General features: G+C 69.1%; 21 protein-coding genes. 13 read left to right on the forward strand and 8 right to left on the reverse strand.

Features of this window, described 5'->3' with window-relative positions; all coding sequences use genetic code 11:
- Window positions 1-101 precede the first annotated feature (101 nt).
- Window positions 102-1,001 carry a LysR family transcriptional regulator gene (locus ACO07H_RS08110; RefSeq protein ID WP_422012934.1) on the forward strand — a complete coding sequence of 300 codons (900 nt, stop codon included), beginning with the start codon at window positions 102-104 and terminating at the stop codon, window positions 999-1,001.
- Window positions 1,002-1,005: 4 nt separating this feature from the next.
- On the opposite strand, the gene ACO07H_RS08115 is transcribed toward ACO07H_RS08110, so the two are convergent.
- Window positions 1,006-1,581 (reverse strand): TetR/AcrR family transcriptional regulator, encoded by a 576-nt coding sequence (locus ACO07H_RS08115; protein WP_422012936.1) that lies wholly within the window; start codon window positions 1,579-1,581, stop codon window positions 1,006-1,008.
- 108 nt (window positions 1,582-1,689) lie between these two features.
- Between ACO07H_RS08115 and ACO07H_RS08120 the strand changes: the two genes are divergently transcribed.
- Window positions 1,690-2,979, forward strand: a complete 1,290-nt coding sequence (locus ACO07H_RS08120; RefSeq protein WP_422012938.1) for an MFS transporter — start codon at window positions 1,690-1,692, stop codon at window positions 2,977-2,979.
- A 36-nt stretch (window positions 2,980-3,015) separates the two neighbouring features.
- On the opposite strand, the gene ACO07H_RS08125 is transcribed toward ACO07H_RS08120, so the two are convergent.
- The 4 genes from ACO07H_RS08125 to ACO07H_RS08140 all read right to left on the reverse strand — a co-directional run bounded on the left by ACO07H_RS08125 (window position 3,016) and on the right by ACO07H_RS08140 (window position 6,361).
- Window positions 3,016-3,450 (reverse strand): universal stress protein, encoded by a 435-nt coding sequence (locus tag ACO07H_RS08125; protein WP_422012940.1) that lies wholly within the window; start codon window positions 3,448-3,450, stop codon window positions 3,016-3,018.
- Between the two features lie 66 nt (window positions 3,451-3,516).
- Window positions 3,517-4,350 (reverse strand): sulfurtransferase, encoded by an 834-nt coding sequence (locus ACO07H_RS08130; protein WP_422018607.1) that lies wholly within the window; start codon window positions 4,348-4,350, stop codon window positions 3,517-3,519.
- Window positions 4,347-5,249, reverse strand: coding sequence for a DMT family transporter (locus tag ACO07H_RS08135; protein WP_422012942.1), 903 nt, complete (start codon window positions 5,247-5,249; stop codon window positions 4,347-4,349). Before ACO07H_RS08135 ends, ACO07H_RS08130 begins: the two co-directional genes overlap by 4 nt.
- The gene (locus ACO07H_RS08140; protein ID WP_422012944.1) at window positions 5,249-6,361 is read right to left on the reverse strand and encodes an aromatic ring-hydroxylating oxygenase subunit alpha; all 1,113 of its coding nucleotides are present in this window, start codon (window positions 6,359-6,361) and stop codon (window positions 5,249-5,251) included. The genes ACO07H_RS08135 and ACO07H_RS08140 overlap by 1 nt, the downstream gene beginning before the upstream one ends.
- Before the next feature lie 238 nt (window positions 6,362-6,599).
- On the opposite strand from ACO07H_RS08140, the gene xseB reads away from it, so the two are divergent.
- The 3 genes from xseB to dxs are packed head-to-tail and all read left to right on the forward strand — an operon-like array spanning window position 6,600 to window position 9,675.
- Window positions 6,600-6,860, forward strand: a complete 261-nt coding sequence (gene xseB, locus ACO07H_RS08145) for an exodeoxyribonuclease VII small subunit (protein WP_422012946.1) — start codon at window positions 6,600-6,602, stop codon at window positions 6,858-6,860.
- Window positions 6,861-6,895: 35 nt separating this feature from the next.
- Window positions 6,896-7,744 (forward strand): polyprenyl synthetase family protein, encoded by an 849-nt coding sequence (locus ACO07H_RS08150; RefSeq protein WP_422018608.1) that lies wholly within the window; start codon window positions 6,896-6,898, stop codon window positions 7,742-7,744.
- A 35-nt stretch (window positions 7,745-7,779) separates the two neighbouring features.
- Window positions 7,780-9,675 (forward strand): 1-deoxy-D-xylulose-5-phosphate synthase, encoded by a 1,896-nt coding sequence (gene dxs / locus ACO07H_RS08155; RefSeq protein WP_422012948.1) that lies wholly within the window; start codon window positions 7,780-7,782, stop codon window positions 9,673-9,675.
- On the opposite strand, the gene ACO07H_RS08160 is transcribed toward dxs, so the two are convergent.
- Window positions 9,623-10,531, reverse strand: coding sequence for a LysR family transcriptional regulator (locus ACO07H_RS08160; RefSeq protein WP_422012950.1), 909 nt, complete (start codon window positions 10,529-10,531; stop codon window positions 9,623-9,625). The genes dxs and ACO07H_RS08160 overlap by 53 nt on opposite strands.
- 70 nt (window positions 10,532-10,601) lie before the next feature.
- Here ACO07H_RS08160 and lysA point away from each other — a divergent pair, with 70 nt between their 5' ends.
- The 6 genes from lysA to ahpF all read left to right on the forward strand — a co-directional run bounded on the left by lysA (window position 10,602) and on the right by ahpF (window position 17,028).
- Window positions 10,602-11,843, forward strand: coding sequence for a diaminopimelate decarboxylase (gene lysA, locus ACO07H_RS08165; protein WP_422012952.1), 1,242 nt, complete (start codon window positions 10,602-10,604; stop codon window positions 11,841-11,843).
- Between the two features lie 36 nt (window positions 11,844-11,879).
- Window positions 11,880-12,950: a Gfo/Idh/MocA family protein gene (locus tag ACO07H_RS08170; RefSeq protein WP_422012954.1), complete on the forward strand. Its 1,071-nt coding sequence runs from the start codon at window positions 11,880-11,882 to the stop codon at window positions 12,948-12,950.
- Window positions 12,950-13,531, forward strand: coding sequence for an acyltransferase (locus ACO07H_RS08175; RefSeq protein ID WP_422012956.1), 582 nt, complete (start codon window positions 12,950-12,952; stop codon window positions 13,529-13,531). Before ACO07H_RS08170 ends, ACO07H_RS08175 begins: the two co-directional genes overlap by 1 nt.
- Entirely contained in the window at window positions 13,531-14,628 is a 1,098-nt protein-coding gene (locus ACO07H_RS08180) for a DegT/DnrJ/EryC1/StrS family aminotransferase (RefSeq protein WP_422012958.1), read from the forward strand. The genes ACO07H_RS08175 and ACO07H_RS08180 overlap by 1 nt, the downstream gene beginning before the upstream one ends.
- Window positions 14,629-14,752: 124 nt before the next feature.
- On the forward strand, window positions 14,753-15,316 hold the full coding sequence (gene ahpC, locus ACO07H_RS08185; protein ID WP_422012960.1) for an alkyl hydroperoxide reductase subunit C: 564 nt from the start codon (window positions 14,753-14,755) through the stop codon (window positions 15,314-15,316).
- Window positions 15,317-15,459: 143 nt separating this feature from the next.
- The gene (ahpF, locus tag ACO07H_RS08190; RefSeq protein WP_422012962.1) at window positions 15,460-17,028 is read left to right on the forward strand and encodes an alkyl hydroperoxide reductase subunit F; all 1,569 of its coding nucleotides are present in this window, start codon (window positions 15,460-15,462) and stop codon (window positions 17,026-17,028) included.
- A 4-nt stretch (window positions 17,029-17,032) separates the two neighbouring features.
- On the opposite strand, the gene rarD is transcribed toward ahpF, so the two are convergent.
- On the reverse strand, window positions 17,033-17,917 hold the full coding sequence (gene rarD, locus ACO07H_RS08195) for an EamA family transporter RarD (protein ID WP_422012964.1): 885 nt from the start codon (window positions 17,915-17,917) through the stop codon (window positions 17,033-17,035).
- An 86-nt stretch (window positions 17,918-18,003) separates the two neighbouring features.
- Between rarD and ACO07H_RS08200 the strand changes: the two genes are divergently transcribed.
- Both ACO07H_RS08200 and ACO07H_RS08205 read left to right on the forward strand, forming a co-directional pair.
- On the forward strand, window positions 18,004-18,273 hold the full coding sequence (locus ACO07H_RS08200) for a MoaD/ThiS family protein (RefSeq protein ID WP_422012966.1): 270 nt from the start codon (window positions 18,004-18,006) through the stop codon (window positions 18,271-18,273).
- A 4-nt stretch (window positions 18,274-18,277) separates the two neighbouring features.
- Window positions 18,278-19,351: a WD40/YVTN/BNR-like repeat-containing protein gene (locus ACO07H_RS08205; protein WP_422012968.1), complete on the forward strand. Its 1,074-nt coding sequence runs from the start codon at window positions 18,278-18,280 to the stop codon at window positions 19,349-19,351.
- On the opposite strand, the gene ACO07H_RS08210 is transcribed toward ACO07H_RS08205, so the two are convergent.
- Entirely contained in the window at window positions 19,338-20,207 is an 870-nt protein-coding gene (locus ACO07H_RS08210) for an ADP-polyphosphate phosphotransferase (protein WP_422012970.1), read from the reverse strand. The genes ACO07H_RS08205 and ACO07H_RS08210 overlap by 14 nt on opposite strands.
- Window positions 20,208-20,222: the final 15 nt, after the last annotated feature.

The following is a 20,222-nucleotide window of genomic DNA, read 5'->3' on the forward strand; positions in this document are numbered from 1 at the left end:
TTGAGCGGTGGTGTAGGGGATGGCGTCATGATGGGCTCTTCCAGTTAACTTGATAATCTGCCTGACGCGGGAAGAAGTTTTCCGGAAAATGGAAGGATTGCGTGGGTCGCCTGGAAGCCATGTCGCTGCTGGTCGCCGTTGCCGAGCACGGCAGCCTGTCGGCCGCGGGCCGGGCGCTGCAGGTGCCATTGGCGACGCTGAGCCGCAAGCTGTCGGACCTGGAGGCGCGGCTGGGCACTCGGCTGCTGTTGCGCACGACGCGCAAGCTGACGCTGACCGACGCCGGCGTGGCCTACGTCGCCGCCGCGCGGCGCATCCTGGAGCAGGTGGAAGAGGCCGAGCGCGAGGCGGCCGGCGAGTTCACCGCGCCCAAGGGCGAACTGGTGCTGACTGCCCCGCTGATGTTCGGCCGGCTGCACGTGCTGCCAGTCGTCGCGGACTTCCTGGCCGCGTTCCCCGACATCGACATCCGGCTGCTGCTGTCCGACCGCAACGTGGACCTGATCGACGACCACGTCGATATGGCGGTGCGCATCGGGCCGCTGCCGGACAGTCGCATGGTCGCGACGCAGGTGGGGCGCATGCGCTGGGTGGCGTGCGCCAGCCCAGCTTTCGTCGAACGGCATGGTCAACCGCAGCGGCCCGAGGACCTGCAGCGGCTGCCCTGCGCGGCCGTGGCGTCGGTGCTGGCCGTGCCGTCGTGGCGCTTCCGCGAGCCAGGCTCGGGCGCGGCGCTCGACGTCGCCGTGCGGCCGCGGCTGAGCGTGACGACACCCGAGGCCGCGGCGCGCGCAGCCGTGCTGGGCGTGGGGGTCACGCGGCTGCTGCACTACCAGGCGGTGGACGCCGTCGCACGCGGCGAACTGCAGATCGTGCTGGAGGCCTTCGAGCCCGAGGCCGTGCCGGTGCATCTGGTGCACCCCTCGCGCGGCCAGATGGCGCTGAAGATGCGGCGCTTCCTGGACTTCGCCGCGCCGCGGTTGCGCCAGGCGCTGGGCTGACCCCTCAGTCCGGCGCCAACTGCTCGATGCCGCGGCGCACCAGCCGCAACACGTCGTCGGCCAGCTTCGGATCGGTTTTCACGACACCGCGCGAGATGGACATCGCGCCGATCAGCGCGGCCACGGCCAGCGTGGCGCGGGCCGGGTCGGTGCCGTCGGGGTCCAGCACCGCCTGCAGGCCGTCGCGCAATTCCAGGAAGCCGGCGGTGTAGCTGCGGCTCACCGCCTCGCTCTGCCGGCCGGTGTCGCAGGCGGCCGTGACGACCGGGCAGCCGGCGCCGTGGTCGTCGCGCACGCGGCGGCTCAGGTACGGGTCGAGGTAGGTGGCCAGCGTCGGTGCCGCGCCGCCCTTGGGCCGTGTGGTCTTGTCGAAGCCGCGGCGGAAGCTGTGCGCGAAGGCCTGGGCCGCCAGGTCCTGCTTGTCGGCGAAATGCTTGTACAGCGCGCCATGCGTGAGGCCCGCCGCCTTGCAGATGTCGGCCACGCCCACGCCGTCGATGCCGTGCTGCTTGAACAGCCGCCCGGCCGCGTCCAGCAGCGCCTGGCGGTTCAGTTCGGACTGCTCCTTGGTCACTTTCATCGCCGAGGCTCCAGAACAGGTGAGGGTGGTTGCGGTATTTTGATTATGGTTGATATCATTGCATTATTGAAATCGATCGCAATCAAATTGCGATGCCAAGGTGACCCGATGTTCGCAGCGCCCGCCGCCCGCCTCGCCCCGTTCCTGCAACGCCGCGGCATCCACTACGCCTGGGTCGTCGCGGCGCTGACCTTCCTGGCCATGCTGGTCACGTCCGCCGCGCTGGGCCTGCCCGGGGCGCTGCTGCAGCCGCTGTCCCGGGAGTTCGGCTGGAGCACGACCGCGCTGTCGTCCGTGTTCGCGACCCGCTTTGCGCTCTACGGCCTGCTCGGGCCGTTCGCGGCGGTCGTGCTGATGCGCTATGGCGTGCGCGCGGTCGTCACGCTCGCGTCGGCCGTCATCGGCGTGGCGCTGCTGCTGGGCGTCTTCATGCACAGCCTGGCCGAAGCCTTTGCGCTTTGGGGCCTGGTGCTGGGTGTCGCCACGGGCATGACCGCCATGGTGCTGGGCGCGACCGTCGTGAACCGCTGGTTCGTGCAGCGCAAGGGCCTGGTGATGGGGCTGCTGGCCGGCAGCAGCGCCACCGGGCAGCTCATCTTCCTGCCGCTGGCCACCTGGCTGATCGAGCACCACGGCTGGCGCGCCGCGCTGTTCCCGGTCGTCATCGCGACGGGCGTCGTGGCGCTGCTGGTGCTGGCGCTGCTGCGTGACTCGCCCGCCGACCTGGGTCTGGCACCCTATGGGGCGACGGGTGCCGAGCCCGCTGCCGGGCCGGCGCCCAAACCCACCTGGCGGCTGCCGTTCGAGACCCTGGCGATGGCCTCGCGCGTGCCGGCCTTCTGGGTGCTGGCGGGCAGCTTCTTCATCTGCGGCCTGAGCACCAACGGCCTGGTGCAGACGCACTTCATCTCGCTGTGCGGCGACCGCGGCCTGGGCCCCGTGCCGGCGGCCTCCGTGCTGGCCATGATGGGCGTGTTCGACCTCGTCGGCACGACGTTGTCGGGCTGGCTGTCCGACCGCTTCGACAACCGCAAGCTGCTGTGCTGGTACTACGGCCTGCGCGGCCTGTCGCTGTTCTGGCTGCCGTACTCGGACTTCACCGTCGCAGGCCTGTCCACCTTCGCCGTCTTCTACGGGCTGGACTGGATCGCCACCGTGCCGCCCACCGTCAAGCTGGCGGCCCACCTCTTCGGCCCGGCCCGCGCCGGCCTGGTGTTCGGCTGGGTGTTCGCGTTCCACCAGTTGGGCGCGGCGGCGGCGGCCTTCGGCGCCGGCTTCACGCGGTCGGTGATGCTGTCCTATTCGCCGGCGCTGTTCGTGGCCGGCGGGGCTTGCCTCGTGGCGGCGTTGGCGGTCATGGCGATCCGCAAGCCACCGGCTCGCGCCGCGGCGGCCTGAAGCGGGCCGCGGAGGAGAGGCGCCTGCGGCCCGGCGTCACTTGACGATCAGCACCGGCAGTTCGATGTGCGTCAGCACCTTTTGCGCCTCGCTGCCCAGCAGCAGCGCGGCGAAGCCCTTGCGGCCGTGCGAGGCCATGACGATCAGGTCCACGTGCTCGGCCTTGGCGTGGTCGACGATGGCCTCCCAGGCATGCAGCGCTTCGACGACGTGGGCCCGGCACGGCAGCCCCTGCGCGGTGGCGCGGGCGCGCACGTCCTCCACGCGCTGGCTGGCCACGCGATGCTGGGCATCGATGAACTCCTGCGGCGGCACGGGCTGGATCTCCGAGACCGCGCTGTAGGGGAAGGGCTCCATGACGCTGAGCGTCAGCAACTCGGCGCCATGCACCTTGGCGAGCTCGATCGCAGTGTCCACCGCGTGCAGGGTGATGTCGGAGCCGTCGGTGGGCACGAGGATGCGCTTGAACATTCGGTCCTCCAGTCGTTGTGCGGGATCTCAGTGTGGCGGATCAGCGCGCGCCGGGGTTGTCGGACATCAACCTTTTGCGATGGGCCGGGCGGGATCGGCCGACCATTCGCTCCACGAACCCGGATAGAGCAGCCCGTCGCCCAGCCCCGCGTGGCTCATGGCCAGCAGGTTGTGGCAGGCCGTCACGCCCGAGCCGCACTGGTGCACGACCGTCGCGGCGCCGTGCGGTGCGAGCAGGGCCTGGAACTCGGCACGCAACTGCGCGGCCGGCTTGAAACGGCCGTCTACCTGCAGGTTGTCTTTGAACAGGCGGTTGGACGCCCCCGGGATGTGGCCGGCCTGCAGGTCCAGCGGCTCGACCTCGCCGCGAAAGCGCTCGGGCGCGCGGGCGTCGATGAGGCGCACGCGGCAGAGCTGGCCGAGCAGCGCGGCGGCGTCCACCTGGCCCACGAGCGGCTCACCGGGCTGCCAGTCGGTCGGCGTGGCGGTCGGCACTTCGGGGGTGAGCTCGCCATCCCAGGCGCCGTCCAGCACGGCGACGTCGGCGTGGCCCAGCCAGCGCAGCATCCACCAGGCCCGCGCGGCGTAGGGGCCGCCCTGCAGGTCGCAGGTGACGACCTGGCGGCCGGCGCGCAGCCCCAGCTTGCGCATCAACGCGGCAAAAGTGGCCCGGTCGGGCAGCGGATGGCGCCCGCGGAAGCTGCCGTCGGGGCCGGTCTTCGGCCCGGCGAGATCACGGTCCAGATGCAGGTAGAACGCGCCCGGGATGTGGCCGGCGCCGTAGGCGCGCTCGCCGGCCGACGGGTCGGCCAGATCGAAGCGGCAGTCCAGGATCAGCGGGTCCGCCAGCGTGCGCAGCTCGGACGGCGAAATCAGCGTGGTGTACGGCGTCATGGTCAGGAATCCGCAGGGTTGAATTGGCTGTCCTTGGGCGGCGGCGCCACCCGGGAGCGCAGCAGTGTCGCCGCCAGGCCCGCGGCAATGATGAGCACCATGCCCACCGTGGCGTGCAGCGTCAGCGGGTCCTTGAACAGCAGCATGCCGTAGGCGAAGGAGAACACGATGCCCAGGTATTGCAGGCAGGCGTTCACGAGCGGCCGCCCGATGGCGTAGGCGCGCGTCATCAGCACCTGGGCGGTGGTGGCGAGCAGGCCGACGGCCAGCAGCAGCGCGGCGCCCCGCAGCGTGTGCCCGTGCAGGCTGCCGGTGGCGAGCGCCGTGATGCCGGCGCCCGCGACGGCGCCGCCCAGCGAGAAGTAGAAGACCACGCGCAGTTCGGGCTCGCCGGCCCGGCCTAGCGCGGTGACCTGCAGGTAGGCCATGGCCGAGAGCATGCCGGAGAGCAGGCCGGCCATGCCATGCCAGAGCTGGCGCTGGTCCAGCGTGGGCCGCAGGATCAGCGCAACGCCGACGAAGCCCAGCAGCACGGCGGCCACCAGCCGCCAGTCCAGCCGCTGCGCACCCAGCAGCACCGCGCCGCCGAGCAGGAACAGCGCCATCCACACCGAGGACATGTAGTTCAGCGTCATCGCGGTGGCCAGTGGCAACTGGCTGATGGCGTAGAACCACAGCGACAGCGCCGCCACGCCCGAGATGCTGCGCCACAGGTGCATGCCGGGCACGGCGGTCTTCAGGCTCAGGCCCTGCTGGCGGGTGATCACCGCCATCAGCACCATGCCCACGAGCCCCCGGTACATGACGATCTCGCTGGCGTCGTAGAGCTCGCTGGCGAGCTTCACGCACACCCCCATCGTGGCGAACAGCAGCGTCGCCAGGATCATCAGGCCCGAGGCCGGCATCAGCCGATGGGCCCCACCTGCTGCCTGAACCACTCGTGGAAGTGCTGCATGCCGTCTTCCATCGGGCTCTGGTAGGGGCCGACCTCGTTGTCGCCGCGCATCATCAGCGCCTTGCGGCCGGCGTCCATGCGCTCCGCGATCTCGTCGTCCTCGATGCAGGTCTCCATGTAGGCCGCCTGGTGGGCCTCGACGAAGTCACGCTCGAAGGCGGCGATCTCCTCGGGGTAGTAGAACTCGACGAGGTTGACCGTCTTCTGCGGCGACACCGGGTGCAGCGTGGACACGACCAGCACGTGCGGGTACCACTCCACCATGATGTGCGGGTAGTAGGTCAGCCAGATCGCGCCGGCCTCGGGCGTGCGGCCTTCGCGGAACTTCAGCAGCTGGTCATGCCAGCGCTGGTAGACCGGCGAGCCCGGACGCTCCAGTGCCTTGTGCACGCCCACGGTCTGCACGGAGTAATGCTTGCCGAACTCCCAGGCCAGGTCCTCGCAGCTGACGAAGCCGCCCAGCCCCGGGTGGAACGGGCCGACGTGGTAGTCCTCCAGATAGACCTCGATGAAGGTCTTCCAGTTGTAGTGGCACTCGTGGACCTGCACCTTGTCCAGCACGTACCCGGAAAAGTCGAGCTGGGCACGCGGGCCGAGCTGGCTCAACTGGGCGGCGATGTCATGACCGTTGTTTTCGAACAGCAGACCGTTCCATTCTTGCAATGGGTAACGATTCAGGTTCAGGCAGGGGTCCTGCTCGAAATGCGGTGCGCCGATCAGCTCGCCCTGGTGCGAGTACGTCCAGCGGTGCAGCGGGCAGACGATGTTGGCCTGGGTGTTGCCACGCCCGCGCAGCATGACCGCCTGGCGGTGGCGGCAGACGTTGGAAATCAGCTCTATGCCGGAGGCCGACCTCACCAGGGCCCGGCCTTCCCCTTCCTGCGGCAGCGCGTAGTGGTCGCCGACTTCCGGCACGGCCAGTGCATGGCCGACGTAGCGGGGCCCTCGCTGGAAGATGCTGGCCTGCTCGCGCTGGAACAGATCGGGGTCGAAATAGGCGCTCACCGGGAGCTGGGTCCGGCTGCGTTCAAGCGCCGAGACGGGAAGGCTCAGGTCGGACATGATCCAGGGGGTCTTTCAGGCCAGAACGGCTGATTTGGTGCTGCGTCCCTCCGGCGCATCTCGGGGTTACCGAGTCGGCCAGGTTGCTAGGTTGGGGTGGAGGTGCCTGCGCAGGCGCGCGGGCGGAGAAGGGACGTAAATTCTACCCGGCCAGGGTTGCGGCGCGGCCACGCGTCATCCCTTCCAGGCTCAGGATTCGCGCAACCCGCTGACTACAATCGCCGTTTCGTGTTCTGAAATGACCAAGACCTCCGCCCGCACCCAGGCTGCCGCGATTGTCGGCGACGCCGCCCTCAGCTACGAGCAGGCGCTCGACGAGCTTGAGCGATTGGTGGCGGCGATGGAGGGGCAGCAACTGCCGCTGGATCAATTGCTGAACAGCTACAAGCGGGGTGCCGAACTGCTGGCGCTGTGCCGCGGGCGGCTGCAGGCGGTGGAGCAGCAGGTCAGGCTGCTGGATGGCGCCGAATTGAAGGCCTGGGAGGGCCCCGAATCTTGAATGCACAGGACTTTGACCGTTGGGCGCAGGCGTCCCTGACCGTTTTCGAAACGGTCCTGGACGATCTCGTGCCAGCGGCTGCACCAGCCGGCCTCGGCGAGGCCATGCGCTATGCGGTGCTGGGCGGCGGCAAGCGGCTGCGCCCGCTGCTGGTGCTGGCGAGTTGCGCGGCGGTGGGTGGCGACGGTTTCGCGGCCATGCGGGCGGCCTGCGCCGTGGAACTCATCCACGCGTACTCGCTGGTGCACGACGACATGCCCTGCATGGACGATGACGTCATGCGCCGTGGCAAGCCGACCACGCACGTGGCCTTCGGCGAGGCGCAGGCCATGCTGGCCGGCGACGCGATGCAGGCGCTGGCCTTCGAGGTGCTGACCCCCGACGAGGGCATCGCCCCGGCGCTGCAGGCCCGGCTGTGCGCGCTGCTGGCGCGCTCGGCCGGCTACGACGGCATGGCTGGCGGGCAGGCCATCGACCTGGCCAGCATCGGCAAGCAGCTCGACGAGACCACGTTGCGCGACATGCACCGCCGCAAGACCGGCGTGCTGCTGCAGGCCAGCGTCATGATGGGGGCCGCCTGCGGCCCCGCGTCGGCGCAGGCGACGAAATCGCTGTCCGACTACGGCGCGGCGCTGGGGCTGGCCTTCCAGGTCGTCGACGACATCCTCGACGTCACACAAGACTCCACCGTGCTCGGCAAGACGGCCGGCAAGGACCAGCACGCCAACAAGCCCACCTATGTCAGCGTGCTGGGGCTGGCACCCGCGCGCGCGCTGGCGCAGGCGCTGCGTGCCGAAGCCAAGGCGGCGCTGGCCGCCAGCGGCCTGGCCGACGTGAGCCACCTCAGCCTGCTGGCCGATTCGGTGGTCGAGCGCGACAACTGATCGCGGCCGCTGCGACATTCACCAAGGCCCTCGCCATGGACTACACCCTGCTGAACAGCATCGACAGCCCGGCCGACCTGCGCCGGCTGCCGCGGACCGAGTTGAGGCGCGTCGCCGACGAGGTGCGTGCCTTCGTGCTGGAGAGCGTGGCCAGGACGGGCGGCCACCTCGGCTCCAACCTCGGCACCGTGGAGCTGACCGTCGCGCTGCACTACGTCTACAACACGCCGGAAGACCGGCTGGTGTGGGACGTGGGCCACCAGACCTACCCGCACAAGGTGCTGACCGGCCGGCGCGACCGCATGCCGGGCCTGCGCCAGCTGGGCGGCATCAGCGGCTTCCCGCGCCGCGACGAGAGCGAGTACGACACCTTCGGCACGGGCCACTCGTCCACCAGCATCTCGGCGGCGCATGGCATGGCCATGGCGGCCAAGCTCAAGGGCGAGAACCGCAAGGCCGTGGCCATCATCGGCGACGGCTCGATGACGGCCGGCATGGCCTTCGAGGCGCTGAACAACGCCGGCGTCGCCCATGGCGGCCTGCTGGGCGACGTGCTCGTCATCCTGAACGACAACGACATGTCCATCAGCCCGCCGGTCGGCGCGCTGAACAAGTACCTGGCCCGGTTGATGAGCGGCAGCTTCTACACGGCAGCGCGCGAGAGCGCCAAGAGCGTGCTGAAGAACACGCCGCTGTATGAATTTGCGCGCAAGTTCGAGGAACACACCAAGGGCATGGTCGTGCCCGGCACGATCTTCGAGGAGTTCGGCTTCAACTACGTCGGGCCCATCGACGGTCACGACCTGGACTCGCTGATCCCGACGCTGGAGAACCTGCGCGACAAGAAGGGCCCGCAGTTCCTGCACATCGTCACCAAGAAGGGCGCCGGCTACAAGCTGGCCGAGGCCGACCCGGTCAAGTACCACGCCGCCTCCGGCAAGTTCGACCCGGCCGTGGGCTTCGTCAAGCCGGCCACGCCGCCCAAGCTCACCTTCACGCAGGTGTTCGGCGACTGGCTGTGCGACATGGCCGAGGCCGACCCGCGCCTGGTGGGCATCACGCCGGCGATGCGCGAAGGCTCGGGCATGGTCGACTTCCACAAGCGCTTTCCGCAGCGCTACCACGACGTGGGCATCGCCGAACAGCACTCGGTGACCTTCGCCGCGGGCTTGGCCTGCGAGGGTATCAAGCCGGTCGTCGCGATCTATTCGACCTTCCTGCAGCGCGCCTACGACCAACTGGTCCATGACGTGGCCATCCAGAACCTGCCGGTCCTCTTCGCGCTGGACCGCGCCGGCCTCGTCGGCGCCGATGGCGCCACGCACGCCGGCAACTACGACATCGCCTACACGCGCTGCATTCCCAACATGGCCGTGCTGACGCCGGCCGACGAGGACGAATGCCGCCAGGCGCTGTACACCGGCTTCATGCACGATGGCCCGGTGACCGTGCGCTACCCGCGCGGCGCGGGCGTGGGCGTCGTCCCGGTCAAGGCCATGACCGCCCAGCCCTGGGGCAAGGGCGAAGTGCGCCGCCAGGGCAAGCGCATCGCCATCCTCGCCTTCGGCACGCTGCTGTACCCGGCACTGGAGGTCGCCGAGCGGCTGGACGCGACCGTCGCCAACATGCGCTTCGTGAAGCCGCTGGACGCCGAACTCGTCGCCGAGCTGGCGCGCACGCACGAGGCCCTCGTCACCGTGGAAGACGGCTGCCTCATGGGCGGCGCCGGCAGCGCCGTCACCGAGGCACTGAATGCCGCGGGCCTGAGCGTGCCCATGCTGCAGCTGGGCCTGCCCGACGAGTTCGTCGAGCATGGCGACCCGGCCAAGCTGATGAGCCTGTGCGGCCTGGACGCCGCCGGCATCGAGGCCAGCATCGTCAAGCGCTTCGGCGAGAAGCCGACGGTGGTGGCCCGCGCCGCAACGCGCTGAGCAAGGCCTCGACCAGCGGCTGCGCCGGTCGATGCAGTGGGATCAGTGCGCTGACCCGGTAGGGGATCGACACCGTCAGCGGCCGCACGGCCAGCCCCGAGCCTGCGCAGGCCGCAGCCGTCAGCGGGTTGACGATGGCCAGCCCAAGTCCGGCGCGCACCAGTTCGCACACCGCCACCGCGCTGTGCGTGTGCACCCGCAGCCGGCGCGCGATGCCGGCCGCGGCGAAGCGCGCGTCGATCTCGCGCCGGTAGGGGTCGTCTTCGGCCAGGCTGATGAAGTCCTGGCCGGCGAAGTCCTTCAGCGCCAGCCGCTTGCGGGATGCGAGCGGGTGATCCGTCGGCAGCACGGCCACCTCGTCGGCGGCCAGCACCGGCTCCACGCGCACGCCGGGCAGCGGCGTGGCCTGCTCGGCCAGGCCCAGGTCGAAGCGCTGCTCGCTGACCCAGGCGTCCAGCAGCGGCGGCTCGGCCGGCGTGATCGAGACGCGGGCGGATGGGTGGGTGGCCAGCAACTGCTGCAACGCACCGGGCAGCAACGCATGCGACAGCGCGGGCAGGCTCAGCAGGCTCAGTTCGGCGTCCTCAGACCGGCCCAGCGCCTCGGCGCGCTCGATGACGCGGGCCAGGCCCTGGAAGCTGCGCTCCACCTCGTCGAACAGCGCCCGCGCCCGCGCCGTAGCCTTGAGCCGGCCGCGCTCGCGCTCGAAGAGGGCATAGCCGAGCAACTGCTCCAGCCGCGCGAGGTCGCGCGAGAGCGTGGGCTGCGAGGTGTGCAGCAGCGCGGCGGCGGCCGTGACGCTGCCGGCCGTCATGACGGCGCGGAAGACCTCGATGTGGCGGTGCTGGATATCCATATCAGGATTGAATTGTGCAGCGACGAATTGCAATTTGATTGAATGGCCTGTGGCGCGCATGCTTCGCGCCATGACCCAGCAGCTCCCCGCCTCCCTCACGCCCGCCCGCCTGCAAGCGCTCGCCGCCGAACACGGCACGCCGCTGTGGGTGTATGACGCCGCCACCATCCGCGCCCGCGCGGCGGCGCTGAAGCGCTTCGACGTGGTGCGGTTTGCGCAGAAGGCCTGCTCCAACACGCACATCCTGAAGCTGTTGCACGGCGAGGGCGTCAAGGTGGATGCCGTGTCGCGTGGTGAGATCCTGAGAGCCCTTGCCGCCGGTTATGTTCCCGGTGGGGACGAGGTCGTCTTCACCGCCGACCTGCTGGACGCCGCCACGCTCGCCACCGTCGTCGAGCACCGCATTCCCGTCAACGCCGGCTCCATCGACATGCTCGACCAACTCGGCGCGGCATCGCCCGGCCATCCGGTCTGGCTGCGCATCAACCCCGGCTTCGGCCACGGGCACAGCCACAAGACCAACACCGGCGGCGAGCACAGCAAGCACGGCATCTGGCACGCCGACCTGCCCGAGGCTTTGGCCGCCATCCGCCAGCACGGCTTGAAGCTCGTGGGCCTGCACATGCACATCGGCTCCGGCGTGGACTACGGCCATCTGGCCCAGGTCGGCCAGGCCATGGTGGGCCTCGTGAAGCAGGCCGTCGAGGCAGGCCACGACCTGCACGCGATCTCGGCCGGTGGCGGCCTGTCCATTCCCTATCGCGATGGCGACGCCCGCATCGACGTCGACCACTACTTCGGGCTGTGGGACGCCGCGCGCCGCGAGGCCGAAGCTCTGGTGGGCCATGCGCTGAAGCTGGAGATCGAGCCCGGCCGCTACCTCGTCGCCGAAAGCGCCGTGCTGCTGGCCGAAGTCCGCGCGGTCAAGAACGCGGGCGCCAACCGTTTCGTGCTGGTGGACGCCGGCTTCAACGAGCTGATGCGCCCGGCCATGTACGGTGCCTTCCATGCCATGAGCGTCCTCGGTGCGGGCGGTCCGGTGCAGCCCGCGGTGGTGGCCGGCCCGCTGTGCGAATCGGGCGACGTGTTCACGCAAGGCCCCGGCGGCGAGGTGCTGACGCGCGAGCTGCCGCCGGCCTGCGTGGGCGACCTGCTCGTCATCCACGACGCGGGCGCCTACGGCGCGTCCATGTCCAGCAACTACAACAGCCGGCCGCTGGCGGCCGAGGTGCTGGTGGACGGCGACGCGGCCCGGCTGGTCCGCCGCCGCCAGACCGTCGAGGACCTGCTGGCGCTGGAGGCCGGGCTTTGATCTGACAATCCGGGGACTGAGTTCCCCGAGTTGTCCATGCCCACCTCCCGTTCCCCCGTCCAGGGTCGCCAGGTCCGTTTCGCGCTGATCGGCTGCGGCCGCATCGCGCAGAACCACATCGAAGCCATCAAGCAGCATGCCGAGCGGGCCGCGCTGGTGGCCGTGTGCGACACCGACCCCGCGGCGCTGCAGGCGGCGCAGGCCAAGACCGGCGCGCGTGGGTTCACGACGCTGACGGACCTTCTCGCCGCGAAGGCCGAACTGGGCATCGACTGCGTCGTGCTGACCACCCCCAGCGGCCTGCACCCGCGCCAGACCATCGAATCTGCTGCGGCCGGGCTGGACGTCATGACCGAGAAGCCCATGGCCACGCGTTGGCAGGACGGCCTGGCCATGGTCAAGGCCTGCGACGACGCGGGCGTGCATCTCTTCGTCGTCAAGCAGAACCGCCGCAACCCGACGCTGCAACTGCTCAAGCGCGCGGTGTCCGAAGGCCGTTTCGGCCGGCTCTACAACATCGCCGTCAACGTCTTCTGGACGCGCCCGCAGAGCTATTACGACAGCGCCGAATGGCGGGGCACCTGGGAGTTCGACGGCGGCGCATTCATGAACCAGGCCAGCCACTACATCGACCTGCTGGACTGGATCTGCGGCCCGGTGGAAAGCGTCATGGCCTACACCGGCACGCTGGCCCGCAACATCGAGGTCGAGGACAGCGGCGTGGCCGCGCTGAAGTGGCGCAACGGCGCCATGGGCACGGTCAACGTCAGCATGCTGACCTACCCGAAGAACCTCGAAGGCTCCATCACGCTGCTCGGCGAGAAGGGCTCGGTGCGCATCGGCGGCGTCGCCGTCAACGAGATCCAGCACTGGCAGTTCGACACCCCGCACGAGATGGACGCGCAGATCGCCGACGCGAGCTACGAGACCACGTCGGTCTACGGGTTCGGCCACCCGCGGTACTACGACAACGTCATCCGCACGTTGCGCGGTGAGGCGCACCCAGAGACCGACGGCCGCGAGGGCCTGAAGTCGCTGGAACTGCTGATCGCGATGTACATGAGCGCCCGCGACGGCAAGCGCATCAACCTGCCTTTGCACTACTGATGGCCACGACCATTCATCCCAGCGCCATCGTCGACGACGGCGCCCAGCTCGGCGCGGACTGCCGCGTCTGGCACTTCGTGCACATCAGCGCCGGCGCGCGCATCGGCGCGAGATGCTCCTTCGGCCAGAACGTCTACATCGGCAACGATGTGGTCATCGGCGACAACGTCAAGATCCAGAACAACGTGTCCGTCTACGACGCGGTGACGCTGGAAGACGACGTGTTCTGCGGCCCCAGCATGGTGTTCACCAACGTCTACAACCCGCGCTCGGCCGTCACGCGCAAGGACGAGTACCGCCGCACGCTCGTGAAGCAAGGTGCCACGCTGGGCGCCAACAGCACCATCGTCTGCGGCACGACCATCGGCCGGCACGCGTTCATCGGCGCAGGCGCGGTCATCAACCGCGACGTGCCTGACTTCGCGCTGATGGTGGGCGTGCCCGCGAAGCAGATCGGCTGGATGAGCCGCTTCGGCGAGCGCCTGGTGCTGCCGCTGCGCAGCGCCGAGCCCGTCGAGACCACCTGCCCCCACACCGGCGACCGCTACCGCCTCGCCGGCCAACAGTTGAGCCTGATCTGATGGACTTCATCGACCTCAAGAGCCAGTACGCGGCGCTGCGCGACAACATCAACGCCCGCATCCAGGCCGTGCTGGACCACGGCCAGTACATCCTCGGCCCCGAGGTCAAGGAGATGGAGGCGGCGCTCGTGGCCTATACGGGCGCGCAGCACTGCATCAGCGTCGCCAGCGGCACCGAGGCGCTGCTGATCTGCCTGATGGCGCTGGACCTGCAGCCCGGCGACGAGGTCATCACCAGCCCCTTCACCTTCGCCGCCACGGCCGAGATGATCGTGCTGGCCGGCGGCGTGCCGGTGTTCGTGGACATCGAGCCCGACACGGCCAACCTCGACGCGACGCTGATCGAGGCGGCCATCACGCCCAAGACGAAGGCCATCATGCCGGTCAGCCTGTACGGCCAGGTCGCGGACATGGACGCCATCAACGCCATCGGCCAGAAGCATGGCATCGCCGTCATCGAAGACGCCGCGCAGAGCTTCGGCGCCACGTACAAGGGCCGCAAGAGCTGCAACCTCTCCACCTTCGGCTGCACCAGCTTCTTCCCGAGCAAGCCGCTGGGCTGCTATGGCGACGGCGGTGCCATCTTCACGAACGACGACACGCTGGCCCAGGCCTGCCGCGAGATTCGCACCCACGGCCAGAGCCAGCGCTACCTGCACACGCGGCTGGGCGTGGGAGGGCGCATGGACACGCTGCAATGCGCCGTCATTCTGGGCAAGCTGGACCGCTTCGCGTGGGAAGTGCGCCGCCGGCTCGCGCTGGGCGAGGCCTACCGCGCCAAGCTCAAGGCGGCGATCCCCAGCCTGCAATTGCTGGCTGTGCGAGACGACCGCGACTGCGTCTGGGCGCAGTACACCGTCTTTGTGGACGACCGCGAGGCGGTGCAGGCCCGGCTCAAGGCGGCCGGCGTGCCGACCGCCGTGCACTACCCGCGCCCGCTGCACCACCAGCCGGCCTATGCGCGCTACGCCGGGCCGCACGACTGCCCGCACAGCATCGCAGCGGCCGCGCGGGTGATGAGCCTGCCCATGAGTGCGGACCTCACCGACGAGCAGCAGGAGACGGTCGTCGCCGCCCTGGCGGGCGCGGTCGGCTGAGCCGTTTGACGATGCGGGCAATAGCCTGCATCAATGGTGGCGATTTGATTAACGTTTTCAACCGACTACGGGTTTTCGATATAGTTCTTTCCATCCCATCAACCAGCCCCCACGGAGCTCGCGAATGTCCCTGATCAACTCCCAAGTCCAGCCCTTCAAGACCGAAGCCTTCCTGAACGGCAAGTTCATCACCGTCAGCGACGAAACGCTGAAGGGCAAGTGGTCCGTGCTGATCTTCATGCCGGCCGCCTTCACGTTCAACTGCCCGACCGAAGTGGAAGACGCGGCCGACAACTACGCCGAGTTCCAGAAGCTGGGCGCCGAGGTCTACATCGTCACGACCGACACGCACTTCTCGCACAAGGTGTGGCACGAAACCTCGCCGGCCGTCGGCAAGGCCAAGTTCCCGCTGGTGGGCGACCCGACCCACACGCTGACCAATGCCTTCGGCGTGCACATCCCCGAAGAAGGCCTGGCGCTGCGCGGCACCTTCGTCATCAATCCGGACGGCGTCATCAAGACCGCTGAGATCCACTCCAACGAGATCGCCCGCGACGTCAAGGAAACGCTGCGCAAGCTCAAGGCTGCCCAGTACACCGCCGCTCACCCGGGTGAAGTCTGCCCGGCCAAGTGGAACGAAGGCGCCAAGACCATCGCCCCGTCGCTGGACCTGGTCGGCAAGATCTAACTCGTCCACATGACGAACACCAGGAACCCGGGAGGGTTCCTGCCTTCCGCAGAGCCTCACAGGTTCTGCTGAAAGGGCCTCCACCTGAGGTGACCCTTTCAGCAGTGGCCAGCCCCGCCACGTCTCACTGAAAGGACCTCACCATGTTGGACGCCGCACTGAAGACCCAGCTCCAGGGTTACCTGGACCACGTCAAGCTCCCGTTCGAGATCATCGCGTCGCTGGACAACTCCGCGTCCGCCGACGAGATGCGCGAGCTGCTGGAAGAGATCGCCGGCATGAACGACAAGATCTCGTTCCGTGCCGATGGCGTCGACACGCGCACGCCGTCCTTCCTGTTGCGCCGCACCGGCACCGAGCAATCGCTGCGCTTTGCCGCCATTCCGCTGGGTCATGAGTTCACGTCGCTGGTGCTGGCGCTGCTGTGGACCGGCGGCCATCCGCCCAAAGTCGAGCCCGCGCAGATCGACGCGGTCAAGGCGCTGGACGTGGACCTGGACTTCGAGGTCTACATGAGCCTGACCTGCCACAACTGTCCTGACGTCGTGCAGGCGCTGTCACTGATGGCCATCCTCAACCCGCGCATCCGCACGACCGTCGTGGACGGCGGGCTGTTCCAGGCCGAGGTCGAGGCCCGCGACATCATGGCCGTGCCCAGCGTCTACCTGAACGGCGAGCACTTCGTGTCCGGCCGCGTGAGCCTGGAAGAAATCGTCGCCAAGCTCGACACCGGCGCCGCCGCGCGGGACGCGAAGAAGCTGGATGCCGAGGCGCCCTACGACATGCTCATCGTCGGCGGCGGCCCCGCCGGCGCGGCCGCGGCCGTCTACGCGGCGCGCAAGGGCATCCGCACCGGCGTGGCGGCCGAGCGCTTCGGCGGCCAGGTCAACGACACGCTGGGCATCGAGAACTACATCTCGGTGTCGATGACCGACGGCCCGAAGTTCGCCGCCGCGCTGGAAGGCCATGTGAAGGACTACAAGGTCGACATCCACAACCTGCAGCGCGCCGAGAAGCTGATCCCCGCTGCTCAACCGGGCGGTTTGGTCGAGATCGAACTGGCCAACGGCGCCAAGCTCAAGGGCAAGACCGTCATCCTGTCCACCGGCGCGCGCTGGCGCAACGTGGGCGTGCCCGGCGAAGCCGAGTACAAGAACAAGGGCGTGGCCTACTGCCCGCACTGCGACGGCCCGCTCTTCAAGGGCAAGCCGGTCGCGGTCATCGGCGGCGGCAACTCGGGCGTCGAGGCCGCCATCGACCTGGCCGGCATCGTCAGGCACGTGACGCTGATCGAGTTCGGTGCCGAACTGCGCGCCGACGCGGTGCTGGTCAACAAGGCGAAGAGCCTGCCCAACGTCACCATCATCACCAACGCTCAGACGACGGAGTTCACCGGCGGCAGCAACGGCAAGCTCGATGGCCTGAACTACATCGACCGCGTCACCGGCGAGAGTAAGCGCGTGGAGGTGGACGGCTGCTTCGTGCAGATCGGCCTGGTGCCCAACACCGAGTGGCTGCGCGGCACGGTGGAGCTCAGCAAGCACGGCGAGATCATCGTCGACGCCAAGGGTGCCACCTCCATCCCCGGCGTGTTTGCGGCCGGCGACGCGACGACCGTGCCCTTCAAGCAGATCGTCATTGCGGCCGGTGACGGCGCGAAGGCGGCGCTGGGCGCGTTCGACTACATGATGCGCCAGCCCGCCGCGGCCTGAGCCGTCAGAGTGGCTTGACCGCCAACGCGCGGCGGGTCTGCTGGTTCTGCCAGAGGCCCTCCGCGCTGTAGACGGCCAGCGCGCTCCAGATGAAGCCGAAGGCGACGAGCCGGCTCGCGCTCATCGGCTCGTGGAACAGGAACACGCCGAGCAGGAACTGCAGCGACGGCGACACGTACTGCACCAGCCCCAGCGTCGCCAGCGGGATGCGCCGCGCGCCAGCCGCGAACAGCAGCAGGCTGCCGGCCGTGACCGGCCCCGTGCCGATCAGCCAGGCCCAGTCCACCGCCGTCTGCCCGGCCATGCTGCCGTCCTGAGACCACCAGATCAGCCCGGCCGCGGCCAGCGGCGCGAGGATGAGCGTCTCCAGCGTCAGCCCCTCGATGGCACCCAGCGCCGCGGTCTTGCGCATCAGGCCGTAGAAGCCGAAGCTGACCGCCAGCACCAGCGCCACCCAGGGCAGCCGTCCGGCGGCCACCGTCAGCCAGATCACGCCAAACGCCGCCAGCCCGACGGCGAACCACTGCGCCGGCCGCGGGCGCTCGTGCAGCACGGCAAAGCCCAGCGCCACGTTGACCAGCGGGTTGATGAAATAGCCCAGGCTCGCGTCCAGCACGTGGCCGTGGCCCACGGCCCACACATACGTCAGCCAGTTGATCGCGATCAGCGTGGCCGACACCGCAAAGCGCCGCCATGTCGCCGCACTCACCGTGCGCAGCCAGGCGCCGTGCCGCGTCACGATCAGCACGACGGCCACGAACACCAGCGACCACAACGTGCGGTGCGCAACGATCTGCAGCGCGGGGATGGTCGCGATCTGCCGGAAGTACAGCGGGAACAGCCCCCAGCTGAGGTAGGCGCCGAGGGCGTAGAGGATGCCGGAGTTCATCGCCCGCATTCTCGTTTCGGGTTATCACGGAGGTTTTCGTAGGGGATACGACGTCGAATGCGGGCCTCCTGGTTCGTCGTCCTGGCATGGCCCTGATCGAATTCACGCCGCAACTGCGCCGCTTCGTCGACACGCCCGTCGTCGACACGGGCGCGGCCACGCTGCGCGAGGGGCTGGACGCCGCGTTCGCGATCAACCCCAGGCTGCGCGGCTACATCCTCGACGACCAGGGCCACCTGCGCCCCAACGTCGTCGTCTTCATCGACGGACGGCGCGCGCGCGACCTGCGCGGGCTGACCGACACGCTGGGACCCGGCAGCCGGGTCCATGTCCTGCAAGCACTCTCTGGAGGCTGATGCCATGACCCAAGACCGCGCCTGGGCCGCCACCCGCAAAGGCCTGTTCGAACTGCGCCGCCGCGCCGGCGGCTGGCGGATCGAGAACGTCAGCTTCCTGGCCGACCCGGTCAGCATGCTGCTGCCGCCGGATGGGTCGGGCCGCATGCTGGCGGCACTGAACCTGGGGCACTTCGGCACCAAGCTGCAGGCCTCGGATGACGCGGGCAGGACGTGGCGCGAGGTCGGCGTGCCGACATTCCCACCGCAGCCCGAGGGTGCCGAAGGCCCGGCGTGGAAGCTGCTGCAGATCTGGGCGCTGGAGCGTGCCGGCGACACGGTCTGGGCCGGCACCATCCCCGGCGGCCTGTTCGCCAGCCGCGATGGCGGCGAGAGCTGGCAGATCAACGAGGCGCTGTGGCACGAGCCCAAGCGCCTGGGCTGGTTCGGCGGCGGCAACGACGCGCCCGCGCTGCACTCCATCTGCCCCGACCCGCGCCATCCGGGCGAGCTGCTGCTGGGCATCTCCTGCGGGGGCGCCTGGCGCACGACGGACGGCGGGCAGACCTGGGGCTTGCGCGCCAAGGGCATGCGGGCCGACTTCATGCCGCCCGAGCAGGCCGGCGAGGAGAACGTGCAGGACCCGCACCTCATCGCCCGCTGCCGCGCCGCGCCCGACGTGCTCTGGTGCCAGCACCACAACGGCATCTTCAAGAGTGTGGACAACGGCGCGACCTGGACCGAGTTGAAGGCCGAGCCCTCCAGCTTCGGCTTCGCGGTGGCCGCCCATCCGGGCGACCCGGACACGGCCTGGTTCGCACCCGCCGTGAAGGACGAGCGCCGCATCCCGGTGGACGCCGCGCTGTGCGTGACGCGCACGCGCGACGGCGGCCAGACCTTCGAGGCGTTGCGCACCGGCCTGCCGCAGCAGCATTGCTACGACCTGATCTTCCGCCACGGCCTCGCGGTGGACGACAGCGGCGACCAACTGCTGATGGGCTCCACGACGGGTGGCCTGTGGGCCAGCCCCGATGCCGGCGACCACTGGCAGCCGGTGTCGCAGCACCTGCCGCCCATCTACGCCGTCAAGTTCGGCTGAGCCGCTTGCGGATGTCCGCCAGCTCGGCCGCGTCGCAGCTGGGCTTGGGATACTGCATCTTCAGCGAATCCAGCGTGTCCGCGATAACCTGCGACACGATCAGGCGTGCGTTGAGCTTGTCGTCCGCGGGCACCACATGCCAGGGCGCGCAGGCGGTGCTCGTGGCGCCCAGCATCTCGCCATAGGCCTTCATGTAGTCGGGCCAGTGCTCGCGCTCGGCGATGTCGTCGACCGTGAACTTCCAGTTCTTGGCGGGGTCGTCCAGCCGCGCCAGGAAGCGCTGGCGCTGTTCCTCCCTGGACAGGTGCAGGAAGAACTTCACCACCCGCGTGCCGTTCAGGTGCAGGTGGTGCTCCAGGTTGTTGATGGACGTGTAGCGCTCGGCCCAGATCTTCGGCGTCTTCGCAGCCTCCTTCGGCAGCGACTGCGCCTTCAGGATCTCGGGGTGCACGCGCACGATCAGCACCTCCTCGTAGTACGAGCGGTTGAAGATGCCGATGCGGCCGCGCTCGGGCAGGCACTGCGTCGTGCGCCACAGGAAGTCATGGTCCAGCTCCAGCGCGCTGGGGTGCTTGAAGCTGAACACTTGGCAGCCCTGCGGATTCACGCCCGACATCACATGCTTGATGACGCCGTCCTTGCCCGCCGCGTCCATGGCCTGGAAGATCAGCAGCAGCGCGTAGCGGTTGTGCGCGTACAGCAGGTTCTGCATCTCGCTGAGCCGCGCGACGTGCGCGGCGAGCTGCTGCGCGTAGTCGTCCTTGTCGCGGTACAGCGGCGCCACCTGGGTGGGCCAGCGCTTGAGCTTGACCTTGTCGCCGGGCGCGACACGGTAGGCGTCGGGGGACTTCTTCATCGGGTGACCTCGTTT

Origin of the sequence: Roseateles sp., assembly GCF_965229315.1 — a bacterium.
Taxonomy (GTDB): domain Bacteria; phylum Pseudomonadota; class Gammaproteobacteria; order Burkholderiales; family Burkholderiaceae_C; genus Pelomonas.

Coding starts and splice junctions, on each gene's coding strand:
- ahpF (WP_422012962.1), top strand. CDS start 15,460: ATGTTGGACGCCGCACTGAAGACCCAGCTCCAGGGTTACCTGGACCAC.
- ACO07H_RS08120 (WP_422012938.1), top strand. CDS start 1,690: ATGTTCGCAGCGCCCGCCGCCCGCCTCGCCCCGTTCCTGCAACGCCGC.
- ACO07H_RS08115 (WP_422012936.1), bottom strand. CDS start 1,581: ATGAAAGTGACCAAGGAGCAGTCCGAACTGAACCGCCAGGCGCTGCTG.
- ACO07H_RS08135 (WP_422012942.1), bottom strand. CDS start 5,249: ATGCCGGCCTCGGGCCTGATGATCCTGGCGACGCTGCTGTTCGCCACG.
- ACO07H_RS08205 (WP_422012968.1), top strand. CDS start 18,278: ATGACCCAAGACCGCGCCTGGGCCGCCACCCGCAAAGGCCTGTTCGAA.
- ACO07H_RS08175 (WP_422012956.1), top strand. CDS start 12,950: ATGGCCACGACCATTCATCCCAGCGCCATCGTCGACGACGGCGCCCAG.
- dxs (WP_422012948.1), top strand. CDS start 7,780: ATGGACTACACCCTGCTGAACAGCATCGACAGCCCGGCCGACCTGCGC.
- ACO07H_RS08170 (WP_422012954.1), top strand. CDS start 11,880: ATGCCCACCTCCCGTTCCCCCGTCCAGGGTCGCCAGGTCCGTTTCGCG.
- ahpC (WP_422012960.1), top strand. CDS start 14,753: ATGTCCCTGATCAACTCCCAAGTCCAGCCCTTCAAGACCGAAGCCTTC.
- ACO07H_RS08210 (WP_422012970.1), bottom strand. CDS start 20,207: ATGAAGAAGTCCCCCGACGCCTACCGTGTCGCGCCCGGCGACAAGGTC.
- ACO07H_RS08125 (WP_422012940.1), bottom strand. CDS start 3,450: ATGTTCAAGCGCATCCTCGTGCCCACCGACGGCTCCGACATCACCCTG.
- ACO07H_RS08160 (WP_422012950.1), bottom strand. CDS start 10,531: ATGGATATCCAGCACCGCCACATCGAGGTCTTCCGCGCCGTCATGACG.
- ACO07H_RS08180 (WP_422012958.1), top strand. CDS start 13,531: ATGGACTTCATCGACCTCAAGAGCCAGTACGCGGCGCTGCGCGACAAC.
- lysA (WP_422012952.1), top strand. CDS start 10,602: ATGACCCAGCAGCTCCCCGCCTCCCTCACGCCCGCCCGCCTGCAAGCG.
- ACO07H_RS08200 (WP_422012966.1), top strand. CDS start 18,004: ATGGCCCTGATCGAATTCACGCCGCAACTGCGCCGCTTCGTCGACACG.
- ACO07H_RS08140 (WP_422012944.1), bottom strand. CDS start 6,361: ATGTCCGACCTGAGCCTTCCCGTCTCGGCGCTTGAACGCAGCCGGACC.
- rarD (WP_422012964.1), bottom strand. CDS start 17,917: ATGAACTCCGGCATCCTCTACGCCCTCGGCGCCTACCTCAGCTGGGGG.
- xseB (WP_422012946.1), top strand. CDS start 6,600: ATGACCAAGACCTCCGCCCGCACCCAGGCTGCCGCGATTGTCGGCGAC.